This window comes from Curvibacter sp. AEP1-3, from assembly GCF_002163715.1.
In the GTDB taxonomy this organism is placed as follows: domain Bacteria; phylum Pseudomonadota; class Gammaproteobacteria; order Burkholderiales; family Burkholderiaceae_C; genus Allorhodoferax.
Map to the genome: position 1 here is coordinate 3,776,006 of NZ_CP015698.1, position 25,726 is coordinate 3,801,731.

A 25,726-nucleotide genomic window follows, 5' to 3' on the forward strand; every position below is an offset into this window, starting at 1 on the left:
AGCAGCTATCATTTTTGTAGTAAACCGGAGCTTTCCCCATGACATCTGTCTCTGACCTGTCCACCTTCCCCATCACCGCCAAATGGCCCGCCCAACACCCCGACCGCCTGCAGCTGTACTCGCTGCCCACGCCCAACGGCGTGAAGGTGAGCATTGCGCTCGAAGAGCTGGGCCTGCCCTACGAGGCACACAAGGTCAACTTCCAGACCAACGACCAGACCACGCCGGAGTTCTTGTCCCTCAACCCCAACAACAAAATCCCAGCCATCCTGGACCCGCAAGGCCCCGGCGGCCAGCCGCTGGCGCTGTTTGAGTCCGGCGCCATCCTGATTTACCTGGCCGACAAAACCGGCAAGCTGCTGCCTGCCGACCCTGCACAGCGCTACCAGGCCATCCAGTGGCTCATGTGGCAGATGGGCGGCCTGGGGCCCATGTTTGGGCAGCTGGGTTTCTTCCACAAATTCGCCGGCAAAGACTATGAAGACAAGCGCCCGCGCGACCGCTATGTCGCCGAGAGCAAGCGCCTGCTGGGCGTGCTGAACCAGTACCTCGCAGGCCGTACCTGGATGATGGGCGACGACTACACCGTGGCCGACATTGCGATCTTCCCGTGGGTGCGCAACCTGGTGGGGTTCTACGAAGCGGGCGATCTGGTGGGCTTTGCTGATTTCCCTGAAGTGGCCCGCGTGCTGGGTGCGTTTGTGGCACGCCCTGCCGTGGTGCGGGGCTTGGCGGTTCCGGCATGAGTGCGCAGGCGCCGCACATCCTGGTGGTGGATGACAACCCCATTAACCGCATGATGGCCGCCCGCCTGCTCAAGGAGGCCGGTTGCACCGGCGTGCTGGTGGACGACGGCCTCAAGGCGCTGGCCGCCCTGCAGGCCCACCAGTTTGACGGGGTGCTGCTGGACGAGAGCATGCCCAACCTGGACGGTACCGGTGTGCTCAAGGAAGTGGCCAAATGGCGCGCCACCGGCAAACTGGTACCGCCCATCATGATGGTCACGGGCAACGATTTGCCGTCAGATGTGGCCCGTTTCCGCGAACTTGGCGCCAAAGGGCTGATTCCCAAGCCCCTTACTCGGGAAAATTTGCAACGCGGGCTCTTGTTGATAAGGCAAAAACCATAGGGGCAAACCCCGTCAGTTTTGAGACACATTTTTCACCTAAAGTGATTTAATCCTCGTAAGCTTGTGTACGAATGAGTGTTGGTTGTCACAGTTTTTGCTTAGAGTGAGTCATCGTTTGGAGCCGTGATCAATGAATAAGACGTCCGCTAGCCTCGCCCTGCCTCCACCTGCCAGCAAACCTGCCCCCATCGGCCTTTTTGGCGCCCATGGCATCTGGGCCTTGGGTGTTCACATCATGCGAAGCATCAACTTCGCAGCCAAGGCACTGATCGTTTCCCTCTTGTTTGCGCTCCCTATTGCCTGGCTGTCGTGGAGCTATTTTTCGGCCCAAAAGTCGGCTATCGACTTTTCCATGAAAGAGCGAGACGGCGTGCGCTACTTGCAGGCCGCCAGCCCGGTGCTGCAAAAGGCGCTGCAACTGCGGGCCACACCTGCCGAAGCCAGTGCCCCGTTGGCGGATGCTATGGACAAGGCCTATGCCAACCTGGAAAAAGTGCAGTCCGAGTTGGGTGACAGCCTGGGCACTGCCAGTGCATTCGATGCACTCAAGCAAGCGCGCACTGCCGCCAAGAGCCAGGGTGGCGAAGCCTTGGAGCGCTTCATCAAAAACACGACCCACATCCAGGCCCTGATCGCGGTCATGACCACCGCCACCGATGGCTCCAACCTGACCCTGGACCCGGACATCGACAGCTACTACGTGATGGACGCGGCAGCCTTCCGTCTGCCGGACCTGATGGAGCGCATCGGCCTCATCCGTGCGGCCGGTGCGGCTGCCTTGCGGGATGGCAAGCTCAGCCCCGAGTTCCATAGTGCGATCGACAAGGCGATGGCCATTTCGGAGTTTCACCAGACCAATATGCTCGCAGGGCTGGGTAAGTCGATTTTGCAGACCCCCGAGTTGAGCTCGCGCATCCAGATTGGTGAAGCCCGTGACAGCGCCCAGAAGTTTTTGGACACAGTGAGCAACGGTCTGCTGATGGCCGCGGAGCGCGATCCTGCGGGCTTGGCGGTGTTCGTTGCCCAAGGGGATGCGGCCTTCGCAGCCCAGTCCGCATTGCTGGACCGCTTGCTGCCCATTCTGGACGAGCTGATTCAGAAACGGGTGGGTGCCGCCCAGCGCCAGGTCAACATCACCATCGTCATCCTGATCGTGACCTTGTTGCTTGCGGGCTATGCCTTCTACACCTTCTATCTCGTCACCCGCGGCGGCTTGCGCTTGATCAGCCAGCACCTGCAGGAAATGGCCGAAGGCGATTTGCGACGCGCACCCAGCCAGCCCTGGGGCAAGGACGAACCTGCCGCAGTCATTGTGGATTTGCGCAAGGCCTACGACTCGCTGCACCTGTTGATTCGCAAGGTACGCCACTCTGCGCGCGACCTGACCGGCACCAGTGGAGAAATCGCGCGCGCCAGTCTTGATTTGTCACAGCGCACCGAGTCCGCTGCAGCCGCGCTGGAGCAGCAGGCGGCCACGATGGAGGAGATCGGCTCCTCGGTGCAAGCCATGGCAGACAACTCCAAAGATGCCGCCGGGTTGGCCCGCGAGAACGCCAGCGTCGCGCAGAAGGGTGGCGAGGTTATTCGCGATGTCGTGTCGGTCATGAGCGCCATCAACAGCTCCTCGCAAAAGATCGGCGACATCATTTCGGTGATTGACGGTATTGCCTTCCAGACCAACATCCTGGCGCTCAATGCGGCGGTGGAAGCCGCTCGTGCCGGCGAGCAGGGCCGTGGCTTTGCAGTCGTGGCCAGCGAAGTGCGGGTGCTGGCCCAGCGCTCTGCGGCAGCGGCCAAGGAAATCAAGGATTTGATCAACACCAGCGTACAAAACGTGGAGCAGGGCACCAAAGTGGTCAGCGGTGCCGGCCTGACCATGGACGAAATTCTAGGTAACGCCAAGCGCATTAACGACCTGCTCAATGAAATCGCTGTGGGTTCCCGTGAGCAGGCCAACGGCGTGAGCCAATCGGTATCCGCCATCCAGTTGCTGGAGCAGAGCACGCAACAAAACGCCGCTTTGGTGGAAGAAACCAGTGCGGCTGCCGGCGCTCTCAGCGACCAATCGGACGGCCTGATGCGCGAAATTGCCAACTTCCGGGTAGCCTAGTAAGCAGTTCTTCAGTCTTGGAAGGTAATTTGATGGTTTTTCAACCAAGGCACTGAAGCATGGAAAAAGACAGCTTCCTCATCAGCCGAATGCGGGCGCTGTCTTTCAAAGGGAAGGCGAGGGTCGTCCTCGCGTTCTTCTGTGTGCCGCTCCTCCTCTTCACGGTGATTAGCACCGCGAGGTACCTGGAGGAGAGCAACACCCTTGCCGCGGAAGTTCAGGGAACACAAAGCCTTCGGCCACTGCTTCTGGACCAACTGAAGTCCGCTGACCTGGCTGGTGGCGCAGAGCCGATGGCCAGAGACGAGTGGCAGCGCCGCTCGATGGAATTGGCCCGCATGGAGAAGGCGGCCTACCGAATCGGTGATGAATCCGGCCTGATTCTCGACACCGAACTGCACACCCTGTACATGAGCCTGATCACGGTCCAGGTCATGCCCCGACTGATCAACGCCAGCGCAGAGCTCAAGGCCATTCAGCGCGGGGTGGCCAACCCGCAGGGCCCCGCTTTTTGGGTGTCGGTGGTGTTGGGGCAAATCGATTCGTTAGAGCGTTACACCCGCACGGCGAACGACACCCTGGGTTTCGCCACGCTGGACACCGCTGCGATTCAACCGGTCCGTCAGGCTTTGTTGGCGCTCAAGAACCCGGCTAATCAGGCCATTGGTCCGGGTCAGGATGCGTTGGTTGGCTTGCAAGGTTTTCTGGAGGCGAGGGTCCTGTTGGTTACCAACACCCTCGAGATAGCCTTGGCCAAGCGCCAGCGGGATTTGCTGTCCAGAAACTTGTGGCTGGCTTTTTTGGTGGGTTTCTCGCTGCTGGCCTGTGTGGTCTGCTTCTACGTGTTTTACGAGGGTACGGTCCGCGACATTGAGCAACAGCGCAAGATCGACTCTGAGTTGCGGCACGCCAAGGTGAACGCAGAGCGCCTCAGTCAGGTGAAAAGTGAGTTTCTGTCCAATATGAGCCACGAGATACGCACGCCGATGAATGGCGTGCTGGGCATGCTGGAGTTGGCCAGGGGTTCGTCAGATGCACAGGAGCAGCAGCATTACCTGGCTACGGCGCAAAACTCCGCGAGTGCCTTGCTCAAAATCCTGAACGAGATTCTGGATTACTCCAAGCTGGAGGCTCACCACATGCAACTCGAGAGCAGTGCATGGGATCTGCGCGCGTTGCTTGAAGAGCTCAAGGTCGTCTACACCAACCGCTGCGTGCAGAAGCAACTCGAATTCGCACTCCATATCGATGCGCAGGTACCGTCATGCGTCGTGGGTGATGCGCTGCGAACCCGCCAGATTCTTACCAACTTGCTGGAAAACGCGGTCAAGTTCACCGAAGGTGGGCATGTACACCTGAGTGTGCGGGTGGGCAAGTATTCCAAAGCGAAGGACACGCTGGTTTTTGAGGTCAAAGACACCGGTATCGGCGTGCCACTGGATCAACAGGCCAGCATCTTCAAGGCATTTGAGCAGGCAGATGCGTCCACCACGCGGCGCTTCGGTGGCACGGGCTTGGGGTTGAGTATTTGCGCAGAACTGGCGCGCCTGATGCAGGGCGCTTTGACAGTGCGAAGCGCCCCCGGCCAGGGCAGCACCTTTTGTCTGGAAGTGCCCCTGCAGCCAGCCTTGGAGGCTGGTGGCGCCAATGCCTACTCGCCGGAGGCGCTGGTAGACCCCGCACCGCAAAAGCCGGCAGACGAAGTGCCGGTATTCAACAGGCCCTTGCTGGTGCTGCTGGTGGAGGACCACAAGGTGAACCAGATACTGGCCAAGACGCTGCTCGGCCGCTGGGGTCATGCCGTGACCATTGCAGAGAATGGCCAGGAGGCCGTGGACATCTTTCCGACCAAGCCATGGGATCTGGTTTTGATGGATCTGCAAATGCCGGTCATGGGCGGCAAAGAAGCCACTCTCCTGATTCGCCAGACAGAACCTGCCGGGCGCAGAACCCCCATCATTGCCTTGTCAGCCAGCGCCTTGCACGAGGACCTCCTGGATTGTCAAAGCGCCGGGATGGACGACCATTTGGCGAAGCCGTACACGGCTGCCAGCTTGGCCAACATGCTTCGCAAGCATACGGTTTGATGCAAAAAGAGCTGCTGACGCACGTGGGATGTGCACCAGCAGCTCCGTTTTTAGTAGCAGATGTCAGTTTCCTATGGATCCAGGTAGCCACATCACGATGGCGGGGAAGAACCAGATCAACGCGACCAACACCAGCATGATCAGCAGGAATGGCATCACACCGTAGATCACATCAATGATGTTGCCTTCCCCGCGCACGCCCTGCACCACATACAGGTTCATTCCCACCGGTGGGGTTATGAGCGCCAGTTCCGCCATGATCACCAGGAAAATGCCGAACCAAACCGGGTCAATCCCCAGCGCCACGACGATTGGGAACACGATAGGTATGGTGCCCACCACCATGGCAAGCGCATCCAGAAAGCAACCCAGGATCAGGTAAAGAATAGTCAGCACCAGAATGATCTGGCCGGGGCTGGCCTTTAGGCCGGTCACGAATTTGGTCAGCATGTCGGGCACACCCATCATGCCGAGAACGAAGTTCAGGTAGAACGCCGCCGCCGCGATCAGCATGATCATCGCGGTGATGGACAGCGTGGTCAGAAAGGACTCATGCAGCATTTTGATGTTGAGTCTCCCGTAGCCTGCACACAAGGCCAGAGACACGACGACTCCTAGCGCAGCCGATTCGGTGGGCGTGGCCCAACCGGCATAGATGCTGCCCATCACAAACACAATGACGGTGACCGGCGGTATCAAGTCCAGCAGGCGAATGAGCTTGTCTCTCAGGGGGGAAGGTGCTTCCTTGGCCCCGGCGTACGCAGGCTTCCACAAGCAGACCACCACGATGACCGCCATGAACAGCGCCGTGAGCAGCAGGCCCGGTACCACACCTGCGGCGTAGAGCTTGCCCACTGAGGTGTTGGTCATGGCGCCGTAAATGATCATGTTGATCGACGGTGGAATCAGGATTCCCAAGGTGGCACCGGCTGCAATCGTGCCCAGGACCAGACGGGCGTTGTAGCCACGCTGTTTGAAGGCCGGCAGCGCTACGGTACCAATGGTGGCCGCAGTCGCTACGGACGACCCAGACACAGCTGCAAACAGGGCGGATGCACCGATGTTTGAGTGCAGCAGTCCTCCCGGCAAGGGGGACAGCCAATCCGAAAGCGCGCGGTACATCTTGTCGGTAAAGCCTCCGCGCACTAGCAACTCACCAAGCAGGATGAACAGAGGCACCGACACCAGCACGAAATTGTTGTTGGCACTCCAATACTGGGTGCCGTACTCAAAAGCTACCGGCCAGCCGAGGTACATCACCGCGCCCAGAAGGCTCAGAATGAACATGACAAAGGCCACGTGCAGGCCCAAGCTCATGAGCAGGATCAATAGGCCAAAGCCGGCCGCGACCGCTGCAATCGAGATATCAGCCATGGGAGTCTCCTTGCAAGCCTGCATTGCTGGCGGTGCCACGGGCCTTGAGCTCGGCAAGCTCGGCTTCCAGTTCTTCCTGGGCACTGGTAGGGCCGTACCAAGCGTTCAGTTCATGGCGACCTGCGAGCAACAAGTACAAGGCGTGGAATGCGTAGGCCAGGGAGATAAAGGCCAGCAACACGAGGCCCAGCACCCAGGCGGATTGCGGAATCCACAAAGCGATTTCCAGATTCGGTGCACTGCTTTTGAAGTCCAGTGTTTCCATTAGCACCGAAATGCCGCGCCAAGCGGCAAAGGTGGCAAAGAAGGCAAAGCATGCCATGGCCAGGGTATTGAGCACTTTCTGTACGGGGCGGGGGAAGAGGACGAGGAACACATCCACCCGCGTGTGGCTGCGCTGGGCCATGGCGTAAGACGCACCGATGGCTGCACTGACGGCCAGCACAAAACCACCGAGTTCGTCGATGCCTTTGAAAGAAGTGTTGAATAGTTTGCGGCCCAACACTTCAAGGCTGAGCGCAACTGCATAGGCCAGTACCACCCACCCGAACGCCAGAGTGGCATATCGGGCGGCCGGCGCAATGGCTTGGCTGATCGGGTTGGTACTGGACATCGGGGCTGTCTCGACGGTGTGTTTAGTTGATGGCCATGCCACGGGCTTTGCCCACGGTGGCGTTCCAGGTGTCGCTGCACTTGGGGTCCACTTTGTTGCAGACGGTTTTCCACATTGGCAGCACGGTGGCGGCGGAAGCGGCTTTCACCTTGGCTTGGTCATCTGCACTCACAGGCACCAGGGTCATCTTGAAGGGGGTGCCGTTTTTGCATGGCTTGCCGGTATTGCAGGCGATGGAATCGGCAGTACCTTCTTCAGCCAGTGCCCACATCTGGTCTTCCATCTTCTTGAACTCAGCAGAGATCTTGGTTTGTTGTGCGGGGCTGAGCTTGTTCCAAAAGTCGATGTTCACAAAGTGACCCTGGACGGAGCCGGCCACCGACAAAGGGTAGAAATATTGCGTGACTTCAGGCCATTTGCCGGAGTTGCCGGAGTTGGCAGAAGTGACACCGCAGTCCACAACGCCGTTGCCCAGCGCGGAGTACACCTCGGAGAACGACAGTGTGACCGGGGTGGCTCCCAAGTTTTGCAGCATGGCGGACATGCTGGGGGTGAAGCTGCGGATCTTCAGGCCCTTGAAGTCGGCAATCGACTTAATGGGCTTGTTGCAGAAGAACACTTGGGGCCCGAAGGGCCAGAGTGTCAATGCCTTGGCCTTGAATTTTTCCTGCAGACGCTGGTCAAACACATGGCGGTAGGCTTCCATGGATTCGCGCAACATGGTCATGTTGGTAGAGACACCGGCGAGGTCGATGCCTTCAAAGAACGGATCGTCACGCGCAACGCTACCGATTTGTACGGACATCACATCAAACACGTTGGAGCGCAACAGGCGCAGAGCGTCGTCCGGCTTTACGTTCACTACATCCATGGGGTTGAACTTCACGTCCATGTCGATTCCGGTCGCCTTGGGCAGCCCGGTAAAGAAGGGTCGCTCAATGCCTTCTGAGTGGCGCACGTTGGAAGAGAAGTTGCCAGCCACACGCATGGTGACATCGGCGGCGAGCGTCCAACCGGCGGTGCCGGCGAGCACGGCGGCCAGGGCTACGGTAGACAGGGCTTTGCGGAAGCGGAGAGGTTTGCTGTGCATGGTGAGTCCTAAGGTTGAAGAAACGGGGTCAATGGGAAATGAGTTTGTTTAGGCGTAAGAGAGCGATGGCGGTCACTTGGCTCAGCGCTTCGACTTGCTCCTGGGCGGGAGCGTTGGCCACGCGCTGGGCGAACACGGAAAAAATGCTGTCCTTGGTGTGTTGCCCGACGCACACGATGAAAGGGAATCCGTGGCGTGCGCGGTAGGCGGTATTCAGGTCGGTGATGCGCTGCATCTCTTGCGGGTTCAGGGCATTGAGTCCGGCGCGTGATTGTTCTTGGGTGGACGCGCTGGTGAGCTCTCCGCGTTGGGCAGCTTTGCCGGCCAGTTCCGGGTGGGCACACAGGAGCGCGAGTTTTTCGGCTTGGTTGGCGCGTTGCATCTCATGCACCATTGCGGTGTGCAGTGCGGAAATGTCGGCAAACGGACGCGCCGCAAAAGCACGACTGGCGACCCAGGGGGAGTGTTCGAACACTTCGCCGAGCAATTCCACAAACGCCCGTTCGCTGAGCGCATTCACATCCTCCAGCCGGAGCGGCGCAATCATCGGAGCGGTCATGGTTTGCATAGCGGTAAGCCTTGGTAGAGGGTTAGCAATAAGCGAGCCTTGTCACCGCAGTCCGCATGGACATAGGCGTTTAACCCACCCATAAAAGTTTAGGAGCGGGACCCTCTGCGCGCGCGCTGTGTTTGTTATGACTGGCATAACATGTGCTTCACCCATGGCAACTCCGGAGATTTGCCATGGCCCGCCCTAATGACCCTTTGGACACCTATCTGCTCAGGGTGCTGGTGTCCTTGCTGACAGAGCGCAACCTCACGCGGGTGGCAACCCGCATGAATCAGACGCAACCGGCTATCAGCGCCGCCCTGCGCAAACTGCGGCTGGTCTTCAATGACGAACTGTTGGTCCGAAGTGGCAACGCCATGGTGCCTACGCCCCGTGGCTTGGAGGTGCTGGAGACCGCACGCGGGGCCCTAGCCGACATAGATCGCCTATTTACAGTGGGGGAACAGTTCGACCCTCAGACCACCCAACAGCTCTACAAGATCGGCTGCCCGGATTACCTGTCTACGGTGTTCATGGCCGGTGTGGCCAAAGCGCTGCGGCGGGATGCACCCAACGCTCGACTGATGGTGCACCCCCTGGGCCCCGGCTATGACTTTGAAGAAGCTCTGGCCAATGGTGAGCTGGACGTAGTCATCGGCAACTGGCCTGAGCCCCCCGAGCATTTGCACACAGCACCTCTGCTGGAAGACGACGTGGTGGTGCTTATGGACCGTAACAACCCGTTGGCGCGCAGTCCCATGACCCGCGAGCAGTACCTTCACGCTCCCCATGTGGTGCCTCTGCCATATTCATCCAGCCACCGTGGGGTGATTGACAAGTACCTCGCCACCCACCGACTGACGCGCAACGCGCGCATGATCGTGCCGTTCTTCAGCATGGCGCCCAACATGTTGCCGGGTACAGACTTAATCTTCACCATCAGCCGCCATTTCGCCGAGCATTACGCCAGCACCCTGCCGCTCATCGTGGTGCCGTGCCCCATTGATTACCCGAACATGCGCTTCTACCAAATTTGGCACGGTCGCAACCAGCGGGCTCCTGCGCAGCGTTGGTTCCGTCAGGTGCTCAAAGAGGTGGCTGACCGGATGTTGGTGGCAGTGCCGCGGGCACGGACTATCGCAGGGGCCGGGCTGGCGCTAGTCAAGACGGCTTAACTTGGTTTCAAGGCGTGAGCGTCGTCGGAACCGCCACATCCAACATTCCGGGGTAGTCGCGGCTGAAGTGCAGGCCGCGGCTCTCGTGGCGGGCCTGGGCGCTTTTCACGATCAGGTCAGCCACTTGCACCAGGTTGCGTAGCTCCAGCAGGTCGCGGGTGACATGGAAGTGGGCATAAAACTCGGCAATCTCGTCTTGCAGCAGCGCGATACGGTGGGCCGCGCGCTCCAGCCGTTTGTTGGTGCGCACGATGCCGACGTAGTCCCACATGAAGCGGCGCAGCTCGTCCCAGTTGTGGGAGATGACCACGCTCTCGTCCGCATCGGTGACGCGGCTGTCGTCCCAGGCGGGCAACTGGCGTGGTGCCTCAGAGCTGCCATTGGCGAGTTCACTTGCTATCAAAGCAGTAGCTGCCCGCGCAAACACCATGCACTCCACCAGCGAATTCGATGCCAAACGGTTTGCGCCGTGCAAGCCGGTGCAGGCAGTTTCGCCTACGGCATACAGGCCTTGCACATCGGTGCGGGCATCCAGGTCGGTGACCACGCCACCGCAGGTGTAGTGGGCAGCCGGCACCACGGGGATGGGCTGCTTGGCCATGTCGATGCCCAGCTCCAGGCAGCGGGCGTAGATGTTGGGAAAGTGCTCCTGGATGAAGCTCAGCGGCTGGTGTGAGATGTCGAGGTACACGCAGTCGAAGCCGCCTTTTTTCATCTCGAAGTCGATGGCGCGGGCCACCACGTCGCGCGGGGCCAGCTCGGCGCGCGGGTCATGCTTGGGCATAAAGCGTTCGCCGGTGGGCAGCAGCAGGCGGCCGCCCTCGCCACGCACCGCTTCGGTGATCAAAAAGCTCTTGGCGTGCGGGTGAAACAAGCAGGTGGGGTGGAACTGGATGAACTCCATGTTCTGCACCTGGCAGCCTGCCCGCCAGGCGGCGGCAATGCCGTCGCCAGTGGCCGTGTCGGGGTTGGTGGTGTAAAGGTAGACCTTGCCCGCGCCGCCTGTGGCCAGGATGGTGTGGGGCGCCTGAAAGGTGAGCACTTCGTCGGTGTCGTCGTCCAGCGCGTACAGGCCCACGCAGCGGTTGGGGCCAGCCTGGCCCAGCTTGGTGGTGGTGATCAGGTCCACCAGCGTGTGTTGCTCAAACAGCGTCACATTGGCGCTGGCTTTTACTTTCTCAATCAGGGTCTGCTGGACTGCCGCGCCGGTGGCATCGGTGACGTGGACGATGCGCCGTGCACTGTGACCGCCTTCGCGGGTGAGGTGCAGCTGGCCGGCATGGCCCGCTTCCTCCGAAAACGGCACGCCCAGCTTTTGCAGCCAGGCGATGGACTGGGGCGCGTTCTCCACCACGAACTGCGTGGCTTTGAGGTCGCACAGGCCGGCACCGGCAATCAGCGTGTCGTCCACGTGCGCGGCAAAACTGTCGTCCTTGTCCCACACGGCGGCAATGCCGCCTTGGGCCCAGCCGCTGCTGCCTTCGCGCACTGCACGTTTGGTGAGGATGGCCACGCGGTATTGCTGCGAGAGCAAAAGCGCAGCACTCAGGCCGGCGAGGCCGCTTCCAACGATGAGCACATCAAAGTGCAGGGGTGCGCTAGTTTTTGTTGTGGATGTCATGCAATGGGGTCGGGAAAAATCAGGGTGTGGCAGGTATCAGGCCGCTTGCGCATCATGCACCGCGAGCTCCAGCGCTTGTGCCAACGTGGGGCTGAGGTTGGCCGGGCCCAGGGCCTCGGTAACGCCGCAGCGCAGCAGGATGTCTTGTGGCTGGAAGGCCAGCCCGCATGCAATCAGGCGCACACCCCGCTTGTGGCAGGTGTGCACCAAGTCCAGCACAGTGTCCGCGCCGGATGAGTCTATGTAGAGCACGTTTTTGAAGTCCAGCACCAGCACCCGGGCGGGCAGGTGGTCTTCGAGGTTTTCAATCAGCTTGACCGCGCCGAAGAAGATGGCGCCATGCAGTCGATGGGCTGCGACATCTCGTTCAAGGCCCACCAGCGGCGGGTAGTCCTGCGCGCTGAGTTGCTCGCAACGCGAGAGGCTGGAGATGCGGTAGATGAAGGTCAGGCAGGCAGCGACCAAGCCTACTTCTACGGCGACTGTCAGGTCAAACACCACCGTCAGGAAAAACACGGCCAGCAGGGTCGCGCGGTAAGGCAGGCGGTATTGCCGCAGGTGCACAAACTCGCGCCATTCGCCCATGTTCCAAGCCACAAACATGAGGATGGCGGCCATGGCGGCCAGCGGAATGTTCTTGGCCAAAGGCGCTGCCACGAGCACCACTAGCATCAGGGTGAGGGCGTGCACCATGCCAGCCACCGGGCTGCTGGCACCGCTCTTGATGTTAGTGACCGTACGGGCAATGGTGCCGGTGGCTGGCATACCCCCGAAGAAGGGAGTGACCAGGTTGGCAATGCCTTGGGCCATCAGCTCCTGATTGGGGTCGTGCCGGTCGCCGATCATGCCGTCGGCCACCCGGGCACAGAGCAGGGATTCAATGGCGCCCAGCATGGCCAGTGTGGTGGCAGGGATGAACAGAAAGCGCACGGTCTCCCAGCTGAAGTCGGGCAAGGCAAAGCCGGGCAATGCAGTGGGCACGCCGCCGAAGCGGCTGCCGATGGTTTCCACGGGCAATCCCGCCAGACCCACTACGAGAGTAGCTCCAATCAGTGCGACCACTGCGCCAGGCACCAGCGCCAACTTGGCAGCCCACGCATTGGCTTTGGCCAGGCGGGTGAGACCGAACTGCCATGCCACGATGACCGCCAGACTGGCCAATGCGAGTGCCGTCGCCTGCAGGTTGATGGTGGAGAGCGAAGCACTCAGCGTGTGCAGGATGCCGAAGAAGCTGCCCGGCATGGGTCCGGTGTTCAGACCCAGAAAGTCTTTGACCTGCGAGAGCGCAATCAGCACTGCAATGCCATTGGTAAAGCCGATGACCACAGCAATCGGGATAAAGCGCACCAGCGTGCCCAGCCGGAAGAAACCGAAGGCGAACAACATCACACCGGACATGGCGGTTGCAATGACCAGATTGGCATAGCCATAGCGCTCGACGATGCCGTACACGATGACGATGAATGCCCCCGCCGGCCCACCGATTTGCACCCGGCTGCCACCCAGCGCAGAGATCAAAAAGCCGGCAATGATGGCGGTGAACAGGCCTGCCTCGGGCTTGAGGCCACTGGCGATGGCAAAGGCCATGGCCAAGGGCAGCGCCACGACACCCACCGTGAGGCCCGCGCCAATGTCCCCTGCCAGGCGCTGCCGGTTGTAGCCCTGCAGGGCATCCATCAGGCGCGGGTGGAAAAAGCGGGGTGCAGCCATGGCGGGGTCAGGCGGCAGGGTAAGCGGAAGGGTGCAGGTCCTTCCACAAGGGTTTGATCACCAGCGCTAGCAGCGCCAAGGCCAATGGCAGGGTGGCGATATAGCCCACATGCTTGAAGCCCATGGCCCCGACCAGCGCCCCCAAGGCAAAGGCGCCAATCAGCTTGCCCTGCAGGCGCAGTTTGTCGCGGTTGGCACGCACGGGGTGTTCAGAGGGTGCGGGGTTGATGTAGAGCAGCTTGCCCAGCTCAATGCCCATATCGGTGACCAGACCGGTGATGTGGGTGGTGCGAATCTCTGCACGCGAGATCTTGGTGATCACCGCGTTCTGCAGACCCATGATGAAGCAGAGCAGCACGACCGTGAGTGGCACAAACAGGTGGGCAGCGACGGCAATCGCGCCACCAAACAAGCCGAATACCAGCAGCAGCGCTGCCTCCAACAATAGCGGCAGCCCATAAGCACTATGCAAGTGGTGGCGCATGCCCCAGTTCACCAGCAAGGCAGTGCACATGGCACCGGTCACAAAGGCCAGCAGCATGGCCAGGCCGACCAGCGCGGTGCCGGTGTGGCCCAGCACCAAAGCGTCCGCCATGCCAGACACCACGCCGGTCATATGGGAGGTGTATTGGTTCACGGCCAGAAAGCCTCCGGCATTCGCCGCCCCCGCCACGGCGGCGAGGGTCACGCCCAAGCGCGTGTTGGCTTGCGGCGTGCGCTGCACATCGGTCCAACCACGGATCAGGGGGATCATGCTGTGGGACCGGTGTGTGCTGTGTCTGATGAATAAAGCGACTGTGCTTTAGTGGATGCGCATGCCGGGCTGGGCGCCGGGCCAGGGGTTGAGGATGTAGATGCCGGGGTTGGCGCCCTCATCTGCATGGCTGGCCGCCATGACCATGCCTTCGGACATGCCGAACTTCATCTTGCGCGGCGCCAGATTGGCCACCAGCACGGTGAGCTGGCCCACCAGCTCTTCGGGCTTGTACATGCTGGCGATGCCGCTGAACACATTGCGCGTGGTGGGCTGGCCCTCGGCGTTCTTTTCACCCACATCGAGGGTCAGGCGCAGCAATTTGGTGGAGCCTTCGACGGCTTCGCAGTTCACGATCTTTGCGATGCGCAGGTCGATCTTGGCGAAGTCATCAATGCTGATGGTGGGGGCCAGCGCCTCGCCACCGGGGGCGTTGGGATCAGCTGGCACAGCGGCGGGTGCTGATTTTGCTACTTTTTTAGGAGCTGCTTGCGCAGGTTCTGCGGGCGCTAGAGGCTCTTTGGGTTCAAAAAGTGCGTCCAGCTGCTCGGGGGTGACGCGTTGCATCAGGTGCTGGTAAGGCTGGATGGCTTGCACATCGCCGGCCACATTCCACTGCTGCATGTCCACGCCCACAAAGCCTTGCACCGCTTGCGCCAAGCCGGGCAGCACGGGCGAGAGATAGCGGGTGAGTGTGGCGAAGGTGTTAATGAGCACCGAGCACACCTGGTGCAGCGCCTGGTTGTTGGCCACGTCCTTGGCCAAGTCCCATGGCTTGTTCTGGTCTACATAGGCATTCACCTTGTCGGCCAGCAGCATGATCTCGCGGGTGGCTTTGCCGTATTCGCGCGCTTCGTACATTTGGGCGAGTGCATCGCTGGCGCCACGCACTTCGGCCAACAGGGCAGCGCCGGTGGTGCCGAAGTCGCTGGTCAGCTTGCCGTCAAAGCGCTTGGTGATAAAGCCGGCAGCACGGCTGGCGATGTTGACGTACTTGCCAATCAAATCGCTGTTCACCCGCGCCATGAAGTCGTCGGCGTTGAAGTCGATGTCTTCATTGCGGGCACTCAGTTTGGCAGCCAGGTAATAGCGCAGCCACTCGGCGTTCATGCCCAGGCTCAGGTACTTGAGCGGGTCCAGGCCAGTGCCCCGGCTCTTGCTCATCTTCTCGCCATTGTTCACGGTCAGGAAGCCGTGCACAAACACGTTGTTGGGTGTCTTGCGGCCGCTGAACTTCAGCATCGCGGGCCAGAACAGCGTGTGGAAGGTAACTATGTCTTTGCCGATGAAGTGGTACTGCTCGGTATCACTTGCTGCCATGTATTCGTCAAAGCTGCGGGTGTCGCCGTGCTTAGCCTTGGGACCGCCTTTGTCGAACCAGTTTTTGAGCGACGCCAGGTAGCCCACAGGCGCGTCCAGCCACACATAGAAGTATTTGCCCGGCGCATCGGGAATCTCGATACCGAAGTAAGGTGCGTCGCGGCTGATGTCCCAGTCGCCCAGCCCTTCGCTCTGGGTGCCGTCCGGGTTGGTGCGCACGCTGAACCATTCTTTGATCTTGTTGGCCACTTCGGGTTGCAGCTTGCCGTCTTGCGTCCAGTTCTCCAGGAACTCCACGCATCGTGGGTCAGACAACTTGAAGAAGTAGTGCTCAGAGTTCTTGAGCTCGGGCTTGGCGCCGGAGAGGGCTGAGAAGGGGTTGATCAGGTCGGTGGGCGCGTATACCGAGCCGCAGACCTCACAGTTGTCGCCGTACTGGTCTTTGGCGTGGCACTTGGGGCACTCGCCTTTGATATAGCGGTCAGGCAGGAACATGTTCTTCTCGGGGTCGAAGAACTGCTCGATAGTGCGCACTTCAATCAGGCTGCCATCGGCGCGGTCGCGCAGGTCACGATAGATCTGGCGGGCCAGCTCGGTGTTCTCGGGCGAGTGGGTGCTGTGCCAGTTGTCAAAGCTGATGTGAAAGCCGTCCAGGTACTGCTTGCGCCCGGCGGCGATGTTGGCCACGAATTGCTCGGACGTTACCCCCGCTTTTTCAGCCGCAATCATGATGGGCGCGCCGTGCGTATCGTCCGCGCCTACGAAGTTCACCGCGTTGCCCTGCATGCGCTGGAACCGCACCCAGATGTCGGCCTGGATGTATTCCATGATGTGACCGATATGGAAGTTGCCGTTGGCGTAGGGGAGGGCGGTGGTAACGAAGAGTTGGCGAGGCATGGGGAAATCGACTTTCACAGAGGAACCGGTGATTTTAGTCGGGGTCGCCTTTTAGAATGTTGGCAGTGCAAATAGGGAGGCACTGAATGAAAAAAATACTATCGGTGTTGTTGTTCGGTCTTGCGTCTTCGGTTTTCGCACAGGCGGCGTTGCCGTCATGCGAAGTCCTTCAAAAAATGACTCCAGCCAAGGAAGGGCGCCTCTTTACCGATGCTGAGTGGGTTCAGGTTCAGAACAAAATCCGTGAATCCCCAGAAATTGGGGCAGTAGGATTTGGTGTACTTTATCTCTGTGGAATTGGAGTGCAAAAGGATGTAGAGCGTGGCGTGCGTGAGTTGGAGCGTGCCGCCGACGATCTAAATCCTTCTGCTATTGCAGCGCTCTACTATTTGTATATGGGATTTCTGGGTGTTCCTAAAAATCCAGTGTTGGCTCAAAAGTGGTTGCAGCGAGGGGCGGAGCACGGGGTTCCAGAGTTACAAATGGAACTCGGGCGTGTGTATTGGCAAGGTTTTTTGATAAGACAGGATGTCGTGGCAGCCGAAAACTGGATGTTGAAAGCTGCAAGTCAAGGCCATCTCGATACCTACGCAAATCTTGTGCAGTTCTACCTTTCTAGGGAGAGGTATGCAGATGCGCTGAAGTGGAGCGAGATTGGCGCCGCTGCGGGCGATGCAATGTCGGCGTATTTGTCGGGGTACATCTACTCCAAAGGACTGGGAACTCACTCCAATGTGAACCTTGCCTTGCAGCGGCTGACCTATGCTGCTGAGAAACGTTTCCCATTCGCGGAGTTGCGTTTGGGGAAGATTTATTCCACCGGGACATTTGCGGAGCTGGACTACGAGAAAGCCCTTGGGTGGTACCGCAGGGCAGCCGCTCGGTCAGTTCCAGATGCGCAGGCTGCTTTGGCGAACGCGTATGAAAGGGGTTTGGGAGTGCCCGTTGACCTGCGTGAAGCCTACCTCTGGAGAAAGAAAGTAGTGGCGCAGAGGAAGTCCTTCTCTCAGGAAGTACGCATAGCTCCACGGCAATGGCATTTGCGAGACTTGTACGATTGCGGTGGAATAGGCGATGCGGTGACTGATCTTTCGATCGCCAACGATCTTTCATGGGCAAGGCAAGGATCCCCTGAAGCGCAGGTGAAGATGGCGCAACATCTGGCCAGCAAGAATGATGTTGAGCAGACATTGTGTTGGTACCTGAGCGCAGTGGACGGTGGAGATCTGCAGAGTACGTCCAACTTGGGGCTCGCGTATTTGAAGGGAGATGGCTTGCCGGTCAATCTTTCTCTGGGCGTGCATTTCCTCAGAATAGCTGCAGAGGGGAAAAATGTCTCTGCCAGGACGCGACTTGCCAACGCGTATCTATCTGGTATCGGGGTCGAAAAAAATCCTGTAGCTGCGTATGCGGTAAATTTTTCGGGCGAATGGAGTGGGGATGCGCTTGACGCTTTGCTGGAGAACTATCACCCAGCAATTGAGGACGAAATGTCACCGGCGCAAATCGCTCAGGCCAAACGATTGATTCGCGATATGTCCGTGCCAGGCGAGTATCTAATCTCTCTTGATCGTGCTACGGCGCAGTAGTTCTAATTTAACAATTAGAAGAGATAACTTCGCTAGTGCAGATCGACCTTGGGAGCAGGGAACAACAATGAAAAAGCTATGGATTGCGCTGATCATCAACGCTGCGTTGAACGTGCATGCAAGGGAGGTCATGCGTTGTGATCAACTCGCTGAGATGTTTCAGATTCCTGCGGGCAAGATGTTGAATCAAACGGAGTTGGACTATTTGCGCAAGGAGTCAAACGACGATCCGGAGTTTCCGGCGTTGCTGGCAATGATGCAGTTGTGTGGTGTCGGCTTACCCAAGGACCAACCCCAAGGATTGGCAACTCTGAAGGAGTATGCAAGTAAAGGAGGAGTGCTTTCCCGTGCACTTCTGGAATCCATCGCGGAGGGGCGGGTAGACCTGCAGTCTGAGAGCGCATTGGTCATTCGAAAGGAAATGGAGGACGACGCGGATTACCAGTTTAAGCAGGGGCTCAGTTCCCTTTGGGGTCTGCAAAATGGACAGAACCTCCTTGCAACAGAAAAATGGTGGCTTAAGGCCGCGTCACAAGGGCATGAGGCTTCACACTTAGCTTTGGGCGTTCTGTATTTCGACCTGAAACGGTACCGGGAAGCTGCAACTTGGATTGAGCTCTCCGCTATTGCTGGGAACTCTTTGCCACAGTTCCTGCTGGGAAAGATGCTTTATTTTGGTTGGGGTGTGAAGCAGGACATTGAAAAGTCCTTGATCTGGTCGGAACGTGCGGCCAATCGTGGCAACAGCCTCGCGTCGATCTGGTTGTCCGAAGTTAAACGGAAAACGCCAGCCGAGATGGTTGGCGAGCAGCAGGAGGTCGACCGTGCTTATCTGGCGCGACAGGCCTCTTCTGGCGGCAAGCCAGAGCTCTACTACCTGTCGCTGGTGTCTGGAGACTTTGCGGCGAGACCAGCTTTCAAGACTTACACGCCCTTTCAAGAGCATGCCAATACAACTCCGCGGGACTCTTTTCGGGAAGGCGTTACCCGCTGGTACGGTGGGCTGGGTGAGCATGAGCGGCAAGATCAAAAGCGGGGGTTGCAGTTAATCAGAGATGCGGCCGACAAAAACTTTGTTGATGCGGTTTTTTGGCTGGCTCGCGCTTATCACCATGGAAGTGGATTGCCCGCGAACAGCGTAGTTGCCTATGCGCTGTATTTCCATGCAGAGTCTCTCCAAAATGGTGGAGCTGTCGAGATGGCCGATTTCAAGCCCCCCTTCGAGACTCCGTTGAACGATGTACAGATCAAGAAGGCACAGCAACTGGCGCGTGCTCTCGCTGAGCCCGGTCGATTTTTGCAAGCCTTGGACTTTGCCCTTGCGGCTGGAGAATGATTGTGAAAAGTGTGAAGAAGCTTTTAGCCTTGTGGGGTGCAGCTTGTATCGCAACGCTGATCTTGGGTGGAGCTCAGGCCGCACCGGCCGCGCCGGAATTCAAAATTGATAAATTGCCGGTATGGGTCACTCCCATTGCACCAGATTTGAGTTCGGAAACATCACAAAGCAAACAAAGCGATGGTGTTTCATATCTGCTGGCAGATCGGCAGGTATTGATTCAGGGGAGCAGCAGGCACTCTTACAGCCACTATGCGTTCAAGATCCAGAACGAAAGTGGTCTGGAGAACTCTTCCAACATCGAAATCCGCTTCGATCCGTCTTACCAAACGCTGCTCTTGCATTCGGTGGATATCCGCCGTGGTGACAAGAAGATATCCAAACTAGTGCCATCGGCCATCAAGGTGCTGCAACGCGAGAAGTCCCTGGAGCAACTGATATTCAATGGCTCCAAGACTGCAAACCTCTTTTTGGAAGATGTTCGCGTTGGTGATGTGGTGGAGTACGCGTTCAGTTTGCGTGGAAGTAACCCCGTATTTGCTGGGAAGCACTACGGATTATTCGAATCTCAATGGGGTGTGCCCGTGCAGACGGTGTATTCCCGTCTGGTGACGGAAAAGGGCCGCAATCCAGTCATCAAGATGCATAACGGCCATCCGGAGCCCACCCGGCAAATGACTGGCGGTATGGATGAATACATCTGGAACCAACGCGAGATGGCCTCTCTGCGCGTTCGCGATGATGCGCCGGCCTGGTATGACCCCTTCCCCAGTGCGCAATGGAGTGATTTTGGCGATTGGCAATCGGTGGTGAAGTGGGGCGTTCCGCTCTATACCCCGCCAACACGTATCCCCCCTGAACTGGCGGCAGAAGCGGAGCGCATCAAGAATCGGTTTGCCGACCCTGCCGAACGGACAGCCGAAGCTTTGCGTTATGTCCAAAGAACAGTCCGGTATCTGGGCGTCGAAGTGGGGCCAGGATCCCACGCACCGACGCCGCCTGAGTTGGTGTTGTCACGCCGCTTTGGTGACTGCAAGGACAAAACCTTGCTGACGCTCACGTTGCTCAAGGCATTGGATATCCAGGCAAGTCCCGCGCTGGTGAACACACGGTCCAAGAAAGCGATTGTGCAGTGGCAGCCATCACCCGGAGCTTTTGACCATGTGATTGTGCGAGCCAAAGTAGGTGACGAGTATTTTTGGCTGGACCCTACCTTGCAACAGCAGGTCGGTGGGCTGCGAGATATCTCGCAAGCCAACTTCGGATTTGCGCTGGTCCTGGAGCCGCAGCAGACAGCCCTTACTGAAATGTTGCCAGGGGCCGCTACTGAGTACAACCGCAAAGTGCTGGTTGTTTTTGATAGCAAGGGTGGCACGCAACAAGCTGTGCCGTTCACGGTGACTACTGTGTTGGAAGGTTTAAGCGCTGAGCGTTTGCGCAATACCCTGGCCAAAGATTCTCCTGAGGAAATGCAGAAGCAATTGATCAATTACTTTGCACGTTTCTATCCCAACCTTACCGCGGTACGTCCCTTTGAAGTAAACGACAACGCTGCCAGCAATCAGCTGACGCTCACCGAGTACTACACGATTCCGGACTTTTGGACTGCAGGCAAAGACAACCGGATGGAAGCCTACGCAGCAAGTCCTGATGTCAACGACTACTTGCGGGCGCCGCGCAATACCGTACGCACAGAGCCACTGGGTTTGCTGCACCCGGCAAATGTGCGGCAAACCACCTACGTGCTTCTACCTGAGTCATGGACCTACAAGGCAGGGACTTCCAAAATCAAGGATCCGGCTTTCGAATTGGAAAGTTCTGTCAAGTTTTCCCCCGGCCGTCTGACGATTGTTGACTCCTATCGCACTTTGTCTGATTCAGTCTCGACTCAAAACATGCCTGCCTATATCGAAAACTTGCGGAAGGCGCGCAACCTGCTGGGGTACTCTTTCAGCAGGGCTGCGAAAGATGGCGACTAAAGGAACTTCAAACCTTTCAGTCCTTAAACACCGGCGGGCGCTTCTGCATGTTCGCCGTCATCGCCTCGGTCAGGTCCTTACTCATCAGCATGGCGGAGTTCCAAGTGGCGATGTAGTTCAGGCTGTCGGCCACGCTGTGGTCGCGGGCGTAGGTGATCATTTCTTTGGTGCCGCGGATCGACAGTGGGGACTTGGCCGCAATCGTGGCGGCAATCTCATGCACTCCGGCGTAGAGCGCCTCGCGGCTTTCAAACACGCGGTTCACCAGGCCGATACTCTTGGCCTCCGTGGCGTCCATCTTGCGGCCGGTGTAGGCCAGCTCGCGGGTGATGCCATCGCCCACCAGCTTGGGCAGGCGCTGCAGGGTGCCCACGTCGGCAGTCATGCCAATGTCGATCTCCTTGATGGTGAAAAACGCATCGGCGCTGGCGTAGCGCATGTCGGCGCAGGTCACCAGGTCGATGCCGCCCCCGATGCAGCCGCCATGGATGGCAGCCAGCACCGGCTTGCGGCAGCGTTCCAGGCTGGTCAGCGTGTCCTGCATGTCCAGAATCATGCGGCGCAGGCTCTCGCGCATGCGACCGTCGCAGTCGTTGGCGATCTGCGGGCCTATGCCCATCATCATCTGCAGGTCGATACCCGCGCAAAACAACTTGCCCTCGCCTTGCAACACCGCCACCCGCGCCTCCGGCGTGCGGTCCACCCACTCAAAGGCCTGGCGGATTTCCTGCCACATGGTGGCGTTCATGGCGTTGGCTTTGTCGGGACGGTTCAGGCGGATGGTGGCGATGTGCGCGTCGAGCGTGACCTTCAGGGTTTCAAACTCCATGTGTGTCTCCTTTTATATGCCAAATAGGCTGCTGGCGCCCATGGAATGTGCGCGAGCAGCTATTATTTTTATAGTATTGATGAATCCAGCCTTCAGGTCTTGGCTGGCTTCATCATGGTCATATAGGGCGCCAGTCGCTTGCCCATCTCGTCACCTAGCGCCTGCAGGCCGCTCATGGGACGCACCATCACCTCAAAGTCGGTGATCTTGCCCTCGGCGTCGAACTGCACCATGTCAATGCCCTTGAGCTCTTTGCCGTTCACCTTGGCGCTGAACTCCAGCACCAAGCTCAGGCCGTCGGCGCTGGCCAGTTCGCGGTGATATTTGAAGTCTTCAAACACCTGCACCACGTTGGTCAAGATCACTTGCACCGCCTGCGCGCTGGGGTAGGGCGTGTGCGCCATGGGCGAGCGGAACACGGCCTTGCGGTGCAGGATGGTGGGCAGCTCGGCCAGGTTGTTTTCGGCAATCATTTGGTGCCACAGCTTGAGGCTGGCCGCCACCGGTGCGGGCAGGGTCTGCGCCAGAGTGGGGGCGGCACCTGCTTCTGCCGCTTGGGCGAGTGCGGCGCCAAATGCCAAGGCGAGCTCGGTGCCTTGCTTGATGGCGCGCTTGGCATCCAGCTCGGCAGCTACATCGGCGCCGCCTATCAGGTGCACGATGACGCCTGCGGCTTGCAGGTCAGCCTGCAGCGCGCGCTGCGGGTCTTGGCCGGCGCAGACCACTACGTTGTCTACCGGCAGCACCATGTCCTTGTCGCCCACGGTGATGTGCAGGCCGGCATCGTCCACCTTGCGGTAGGTCACGCCGTTGATCATTTCCACCTCGCGGTTCTTGAGCGAGGTGCGGTGAATCCAGCCCGTGGTCTTGCCCAAGCCGTCGCCCACTTTGCTGGTCTTGCGCTGCAGCAGGTAGACCTTGCGCGGCGTCTTCTCGATGTGCGCGGGCTTCAAGCCACCAGCGCTGGCATATGCAGTGTCCACACCCCATTCGGCGAAGAATTTGGCTTGGTCCAGGCTGGGGCTGGTGCCTTCGTGCAGCAGGAACTCGGCGGTATCGAAGCCGATGCCGCCTGCGCCAATCAGTGCCACAGTTTTGCCGACGGGCTTTTTGTCGCGCAGCACGTCCAGGTAGCCCAGCACTTTGGGGTGAGTAATGCCTTCAATCTCAGGCATGCGCGGTGTCACGCCGGTGGCCAGCACCACGTGCTTGAAGCCGGCGGCGCTAAGGTCTTGTGCGCTGACTTTTTGGTTCAGCCGCAGCTTCACGCCGGTCAGCTCAATCTGCTTGCCGAAGTAGCGCAGGGTTTCGTAGAACTCTTCTTTGCCGGGCACCTGCTTGGCCACGTTGAACTGGCCGCCGATCTCGCTGGCAGCGTCAAACAACGTCACCTCAAAGCCGCGCTTGGCCGCTTCGGTCGAAAAGGCCAAGCCGGCCGGACCTGCGCCCACCACGGCAATGCGTTCTTTGCTGGGGGCGGGGCTGTCCACCATCAGGGTTTCGTGGCAGGCGCGCGGGTTCACCAGGCAGCTGGTGATCTTGCCGCCAAAGGTGTGGTCCAGGCAGGCCTGGTTGCAGCCGATGCAGGTGTTGATCTGGTCGGCTTTGCCCTCGGCCGCCTTTTGCACAAACAACGGGTCGGCCAGAAAGGGGCGGGCCATGCTCACCATGTCTGCTTGGCCGCTGCTGAGAATTTGCTCGGCCACCTCCGGCGTGTTGATGCGGTTGGTGGCAATCAGCGGAATCTTCACCTTGCCCTTGAGCTGCTCCGTCACCCAGGCAAACGCTGCGCGCGGCACCTTGGTGGCGATGGTGGGAATGCGCGCTTCGTGCCAGCCGATGCCGGTGTTCAGGATGGTGACGCCAGCGGCTTCCAAAGCCTGGGCGAGTTGCACTACTTCATCAAGAGTAGAGCCGCCTTCCACCAGGTCCAGCATGGAGAGACGGAAGATGATGATGAAGTTGGCGCCCACCCGTGCACGCGTTTTGCGGACGATCTCCAGCGGGAAGCGGATGCGGTTTTCATAGCTGCCACCCCACTCGTCGTCGCGCTGGTTGGTTTGCTTGGCAATGAATTCGTTGATCAGGTAGCCCTCAGAACCCATGATCTCCACGCCGTCGTAGCCCGCGCTTTGGGCCAGGGCCGCCGCGTTGGCGTAATCCTCAATCGTCTGGCTCACTTCTTCTGTTGTCAGCGCGTGGGGGCGGAAAGGGCTGATAGGCGCCTTCAGTGCGCTCGGTGCCACCAGTTCGGGGTGGTAGGCGTAGCGGCCAAAGTGCAGGATCTGCATGCAAATCTTGCCGCCCGCGGCGTGCACGGCGTCGGTCACGACCTTGTGCTTGTCGGCTTCCTTTTGCGTGGTCATGGCGGCACCGCCGGGCATGGGGCGGGCGCGGTCGTTCGGCGCAATACCGCCTGTCACGATCAGGCCTACACCGCCCTTGGCGCGCTCGGCGTAGAAGGCGGCCATGCGGGTGAAGCCGTCTTTGGCTTCTTCCAGGCCCACGTGCATGGAGCCCATGAGCACCCGGTTTTTCAGGGTGGTAAAGCCCAAATTCAGAGGGGCAAGCATGTGGGGGTAGGTGAGCGTGGCAGTCATGGGTGTCTCCTGTTATGTGTTCGGGTGGCCGGCCGTTACCAAGGCACGCGCGGCTATGCAACCAGTTGCAGTGTAGAAGTCTAGCCAGATTTATGCAACTGGTTGCATAGTTAGAGTGCTGCCCTTAGACTCGCCCGCATGTCGCTTGCCCATGCCGTGCTCACTTCGTTGATTGAAAAACCGTCCTCAGGGTACGAGCTGGCGCGCCGGTTTGACAAGTCCATTGGTTACTTCTGGCACGCCACGCACCAGCAGATTTACCGCGAACTGGCCCGCATGGAAGAGAAGGGCTGGATCGTCTCTGACAGCGCGCCCGACGCCGGTGCCACCCGCAAGCGGGAGTACAAGGTGCTGCCGGACGGCCGGGCAGAACTGGTGCGCTGGACCAGCGAACCTGCTGCGCCCATGGATTTGCGGGATGAGTTCACCGTCAAAATCCGCGCGGATGCCGCTTTGAATGAAGTGGACTTGAGTGATGAACTCCGCGCCCGGATTGCCCAGCACACGGAGCGCTTGGCGCATTACCGCGCCATCGAAGCACGGGACTTTTCGCGGGGCGATGCGATGCCGCGGGCTAAGCGGCTGCAACATTTGATTCTCAAGAAAGGCATCATGTTTGAAGAGGGCAGCATCGCCTGGGCACAAGAGGCTCTGGCGGTTTTGGAATCCACATAAATCCAGTGCCCGGGTCGCAGTGAGTGTCTGTGGACCTCAGTCCGGGATTTCTACCCCCAGATCCGCCAGCTTCTTGGCGAATGTGGCTTTGCGCTTTTCTGCCTTGGCGGCAGTCTCCATGGCTGCTTTGATGGCCGCAGGGCCCTTTTTTGCCACGGCCTGAATCAAGCCCTGCTTGTGAGCCGCATCAGCAGCCGCCCTGCGGTAGGTGGCTATCAGTTCGGGGTAGGTGGCTGATGGGTTCACGGGGTGTCTCGGCGTCAAAACGACTATTTTCTATGCCTTTTG

At 59.3% G+C, this 25,726-nt stretch carries 19 protein-coding genes and 1 pseudogene; 9 read left to right on the top strand and 11 right to left on the bottom strand.

Annotated features, from left to right (window positions below):
• Positions 1-38: 38 nt before the first annotated feature.
• From AEP_RS17785 to AEP_RS17800, 4 genes are all read left to right on the top strand, one after another.
• Positions 39-746, top strand: a complete 708-nt coding sequence (locus tag AEP_RS17785; RefSeq protein WP_087496634.1) for a glutathione S-transferase N-terminal domain-containing protein — start codon at positions 39-41, stop codon at positions 744-746.
• Positions 743-1,129 (top strand): response regulator, encoded by a 387-nt coding sequence (locus AEP_RS17790; RefSeq protein ID WP_087496635.1) that lies wholly within the window; start codon positions 743-745, stop codon positions 1,127-1,129. Before AEP_RS17785 ends, AEP_RS17790 begins: the two co-directional genes overlap by 4 nt.
• A gap of 130 nt (positions 1,130-1,259) precedes the next feature.
• Positions 1,260-3,239, top strand: coding sequence for a methyl-accepting chemotaxis protein (locus tag AEP_RS17795; RefSeq protein WP_087496636.1), 1,980 nt, complete (start codon positions 1,260-1,262; stop codon positions 3,237-3,239).
• Positions 3,240-3,298: 59 nt separating this feature from the next.
• Positions 3,299-5,326: an ATP-binding protein gene (locus tag AEP_RS17800; protein ID WP_087496637.1), complete on the top strand. Its 2,028-nt coding sequence runs from the start codon at positions 3,299-3,301 to the stop codon at positions 5,324-5,326.
• A gap of 63 nt (positions 5,327-5,389) precedes the next feature.
• Here AEP_RS17800 and AEP_RS17805 read toward each other — a convergent pair whose 3' ends face one another.
• The 4 genes from AEP_RS17805 to uraD are packed head-to-tail and all read right to left on the bottom strand — an operon-like array spanning position 5,390 to position 8,971.
• Positions 5,390-6,700 carry a TRAP transporter large permease gene (locus AEP_RS17805; RefSeq protein ID WP_087496638.1) on the bottom strand — a complete coding sequence of 437 codons (1,311 nt, stop codon included), beginning with the start codon at positions 6,698-6,700 and terminating at the stop codon, positions 5,390-5,392.
• Complete coding sequence (locus AEP_RS17810; protein ID WP_087496639.1) at positions 6,693-7,313, bottom strand: TRAP transporter small permease subunit; 621 nt, start codon at positions 7,311-7,313, stop codon at positions 6,693-6,695. Before AEP_RS17810 ends, AEP_RS17805 begins: the two co-directional genes overlap by 8 nt.
• 22 nt (positions 7,314-7,335) lie before the next feature.
• Positions 7,336-8,403 (bottom strand): TRAP transporter substrate-binding protein, encoded by a 1,068-nt coding sequence (locus AEP_RS17815; RefSeq protein ID WP_087496640.1) that lies wholly within the window; start codon positions 8,401-8,403, stop codon positions 7,336-7,338.
• 28 nt (positions 8,404-8,431) lie between these two features.
• A complete protein-coding gene (gene uraD / locus AEP_RS17820) occupies positions 8,432-8,971 on the bottom strand; it encodes a 2-oxo-4-hydroxy-4-carboxy-5-ureidoimidazoline decarboxylase (protein WP_232459866.1) in 540 nt (179 codons plus the stop codon).
• A 176-nt stretch (positions 8,972-9,147) separates the two neighbouring features.
• Between uraD and AEP_RS17825 the strand changes: the two genes are divergently transcribed.
• Positions 9,148-10,128 (top strand): LysR family transcriptional regulator, encoded by a 981-nt coding sequence (locus AEP_RS17825; RefSeq protein ID WP_087496642.1) that lies wholly within the window; start codon positions 9,148-9,150, stop codon positions 10,126-10,128.
• A gap of 7 nt (positions 10,129-10,135) precedes the next feature.
• Here the strand turns inward: AEP_RS17825 and nadB are convergent, their stop codons facing one another.
• Genes nadB through metG form a run of 4 tightly spaced genes read right to left on the bottom strand, consistent with a single transcriptional unit; the run spans position 10,136 to position 16,430 of the window.
• On the bottom strand, positions 10,136-11,749 hold the full coding sequence (nadB, locus tag AEP_RS17830) for an L-aspartate oxidase (protein WP_087496643.1): 1,614 nt from the start codon (positions 11,747-11,749) through the stop codon (positions 10,136-10,138).
• Between the two features lie 36 nt (positions 11,750-11,785).
• Positions 11,786-13,459, bottom strand: a complete 1,674-nt coding sequence (locus tag AEP_RS17835; RefSeq protein ID WP_087496644.1) for a SulP family inorganic anion transporter — start codon at positions 13,457-13,459, stop codon at positions 11,786-11,788.
• Between the two features lie 7 nt (positions 13,460-13,466).
• Positions 13,467-14,213: a YoaK family protein gene (locus AEP_RS17840; RefSeq protein ID WP_087496645.1), complete on the bottom strand. Its 747-nt coding sequence runs from the start codon at positions 14,211-14,213 to the stop codon at positions 13,467-13,469.
• Positions 14,214-14,261: 48 nt separating this feature from the next.
• Positions 14,262-16,430, bottom strand: coding sequence for a methionine--tRNA ligase (gene metG / locus AEP_RS17845; protein ID WP_087497407.1), 2,169 nt, complete (start codon positions 16,428-16,430; stop codon positions 14,262-14,264).
• A gap of 86 nt (positions 16,431-16,516) precedes the next feature.
• Here metG and AEP_RS17850 point away from each other — a divergent pair, with 86 nt between their 5' ends.
• From AEP_RS17850 to AEP_RS17860, 3 genes are all read left to right on the top strand, one after another.
• Positions 16,517-18,019, top strand: a complete 1,503-nt coding sequence (locus AEP_RS17850; protein ID WP_087496646.1) for a tetratricopeptide repeat protein — start codon at positions 16,517-16,519, stop codon at positions 18,017-18,019.
• 67 nt (positions 18,020-18,086) lie between these two features.
• Positions 18,087-19,355, top strand: a complete 1,269-nt coding sequence (locus AEP_RS17855; RefSeq protein ID WP_087496647.1) for a tetratricopeptide repeat protein — start codon at positions 18,087-18,089, stop codon at positions 19,353-19,355.
• An 11-nt stretch (positions 19,356-19,366) separates the two neighbouring features.
• On the top strand, positions 19,367-21,334 hold the full coding sequence (locus AEP_RS17860) for a DUF3857 domain-containing protein (RefSeq protein WP_157673203.1): 1,968 nt from the start codon (positions 19,367-19,369) through the stop codon (positions 21,332-21,334).
• Between the two features lie 16 nt (positions 21,335-21,350).
• Here the strand turns inward: AEP_RS17860 and AEP_RS17865 are convergent, their stop codons facing one another.
• Positions 21,351-22,163, bottom strand: coding sequence for a crotonase/enoyl-CoA hydratase family protein (locus tag AEP_RS17865; protein ID WP_087496649.1), 813 nt, complete (start codon positions 22,161-22,163; stop codon positions 21,351-21,353).
• 581 nt (positions 22,164-22,744) lie between these two features.
• Positions 22,745-24,763 (bottom strand): annotated as a pseudogene (locus tag AEP_RS17870) (oxidoreductase); the annotation flags it as partial.
• A gap of 138 nt (positions 24,764-24,901) precedes the next feature.
• Between AEP_RS17870 and AEP_RS17875 the strand changes: the two are divergent.
• On the top strand, positions 24,902-25,438 hold the full coding sequence (locus AEP_RS17875; RefSeq protein WP_087496651.1) for a PadR family transcriptional regulator: 537 nt from the start codon (positions 24,902-24,904) through the stop codon (positions 25,436-25,438).
• Positions 25,439-25,474: 36 nt separating this feature from the next.
• Here the strand turns inward: AEP_RS17875 and AEP_RS17880 are convergent, their stop codons facing one another.
• Positions 25,475-25,684, bottom strand: coding sequence for a hypothetical protein (locus AEP_RS17880; protein WP_087496652.1), 210 nt, complete (start codon positions 25,682-25,684; stop codon positions 25,475-25,477).
• Positions 25,685-25,726 lie beyond the last annotated feature (42 nt).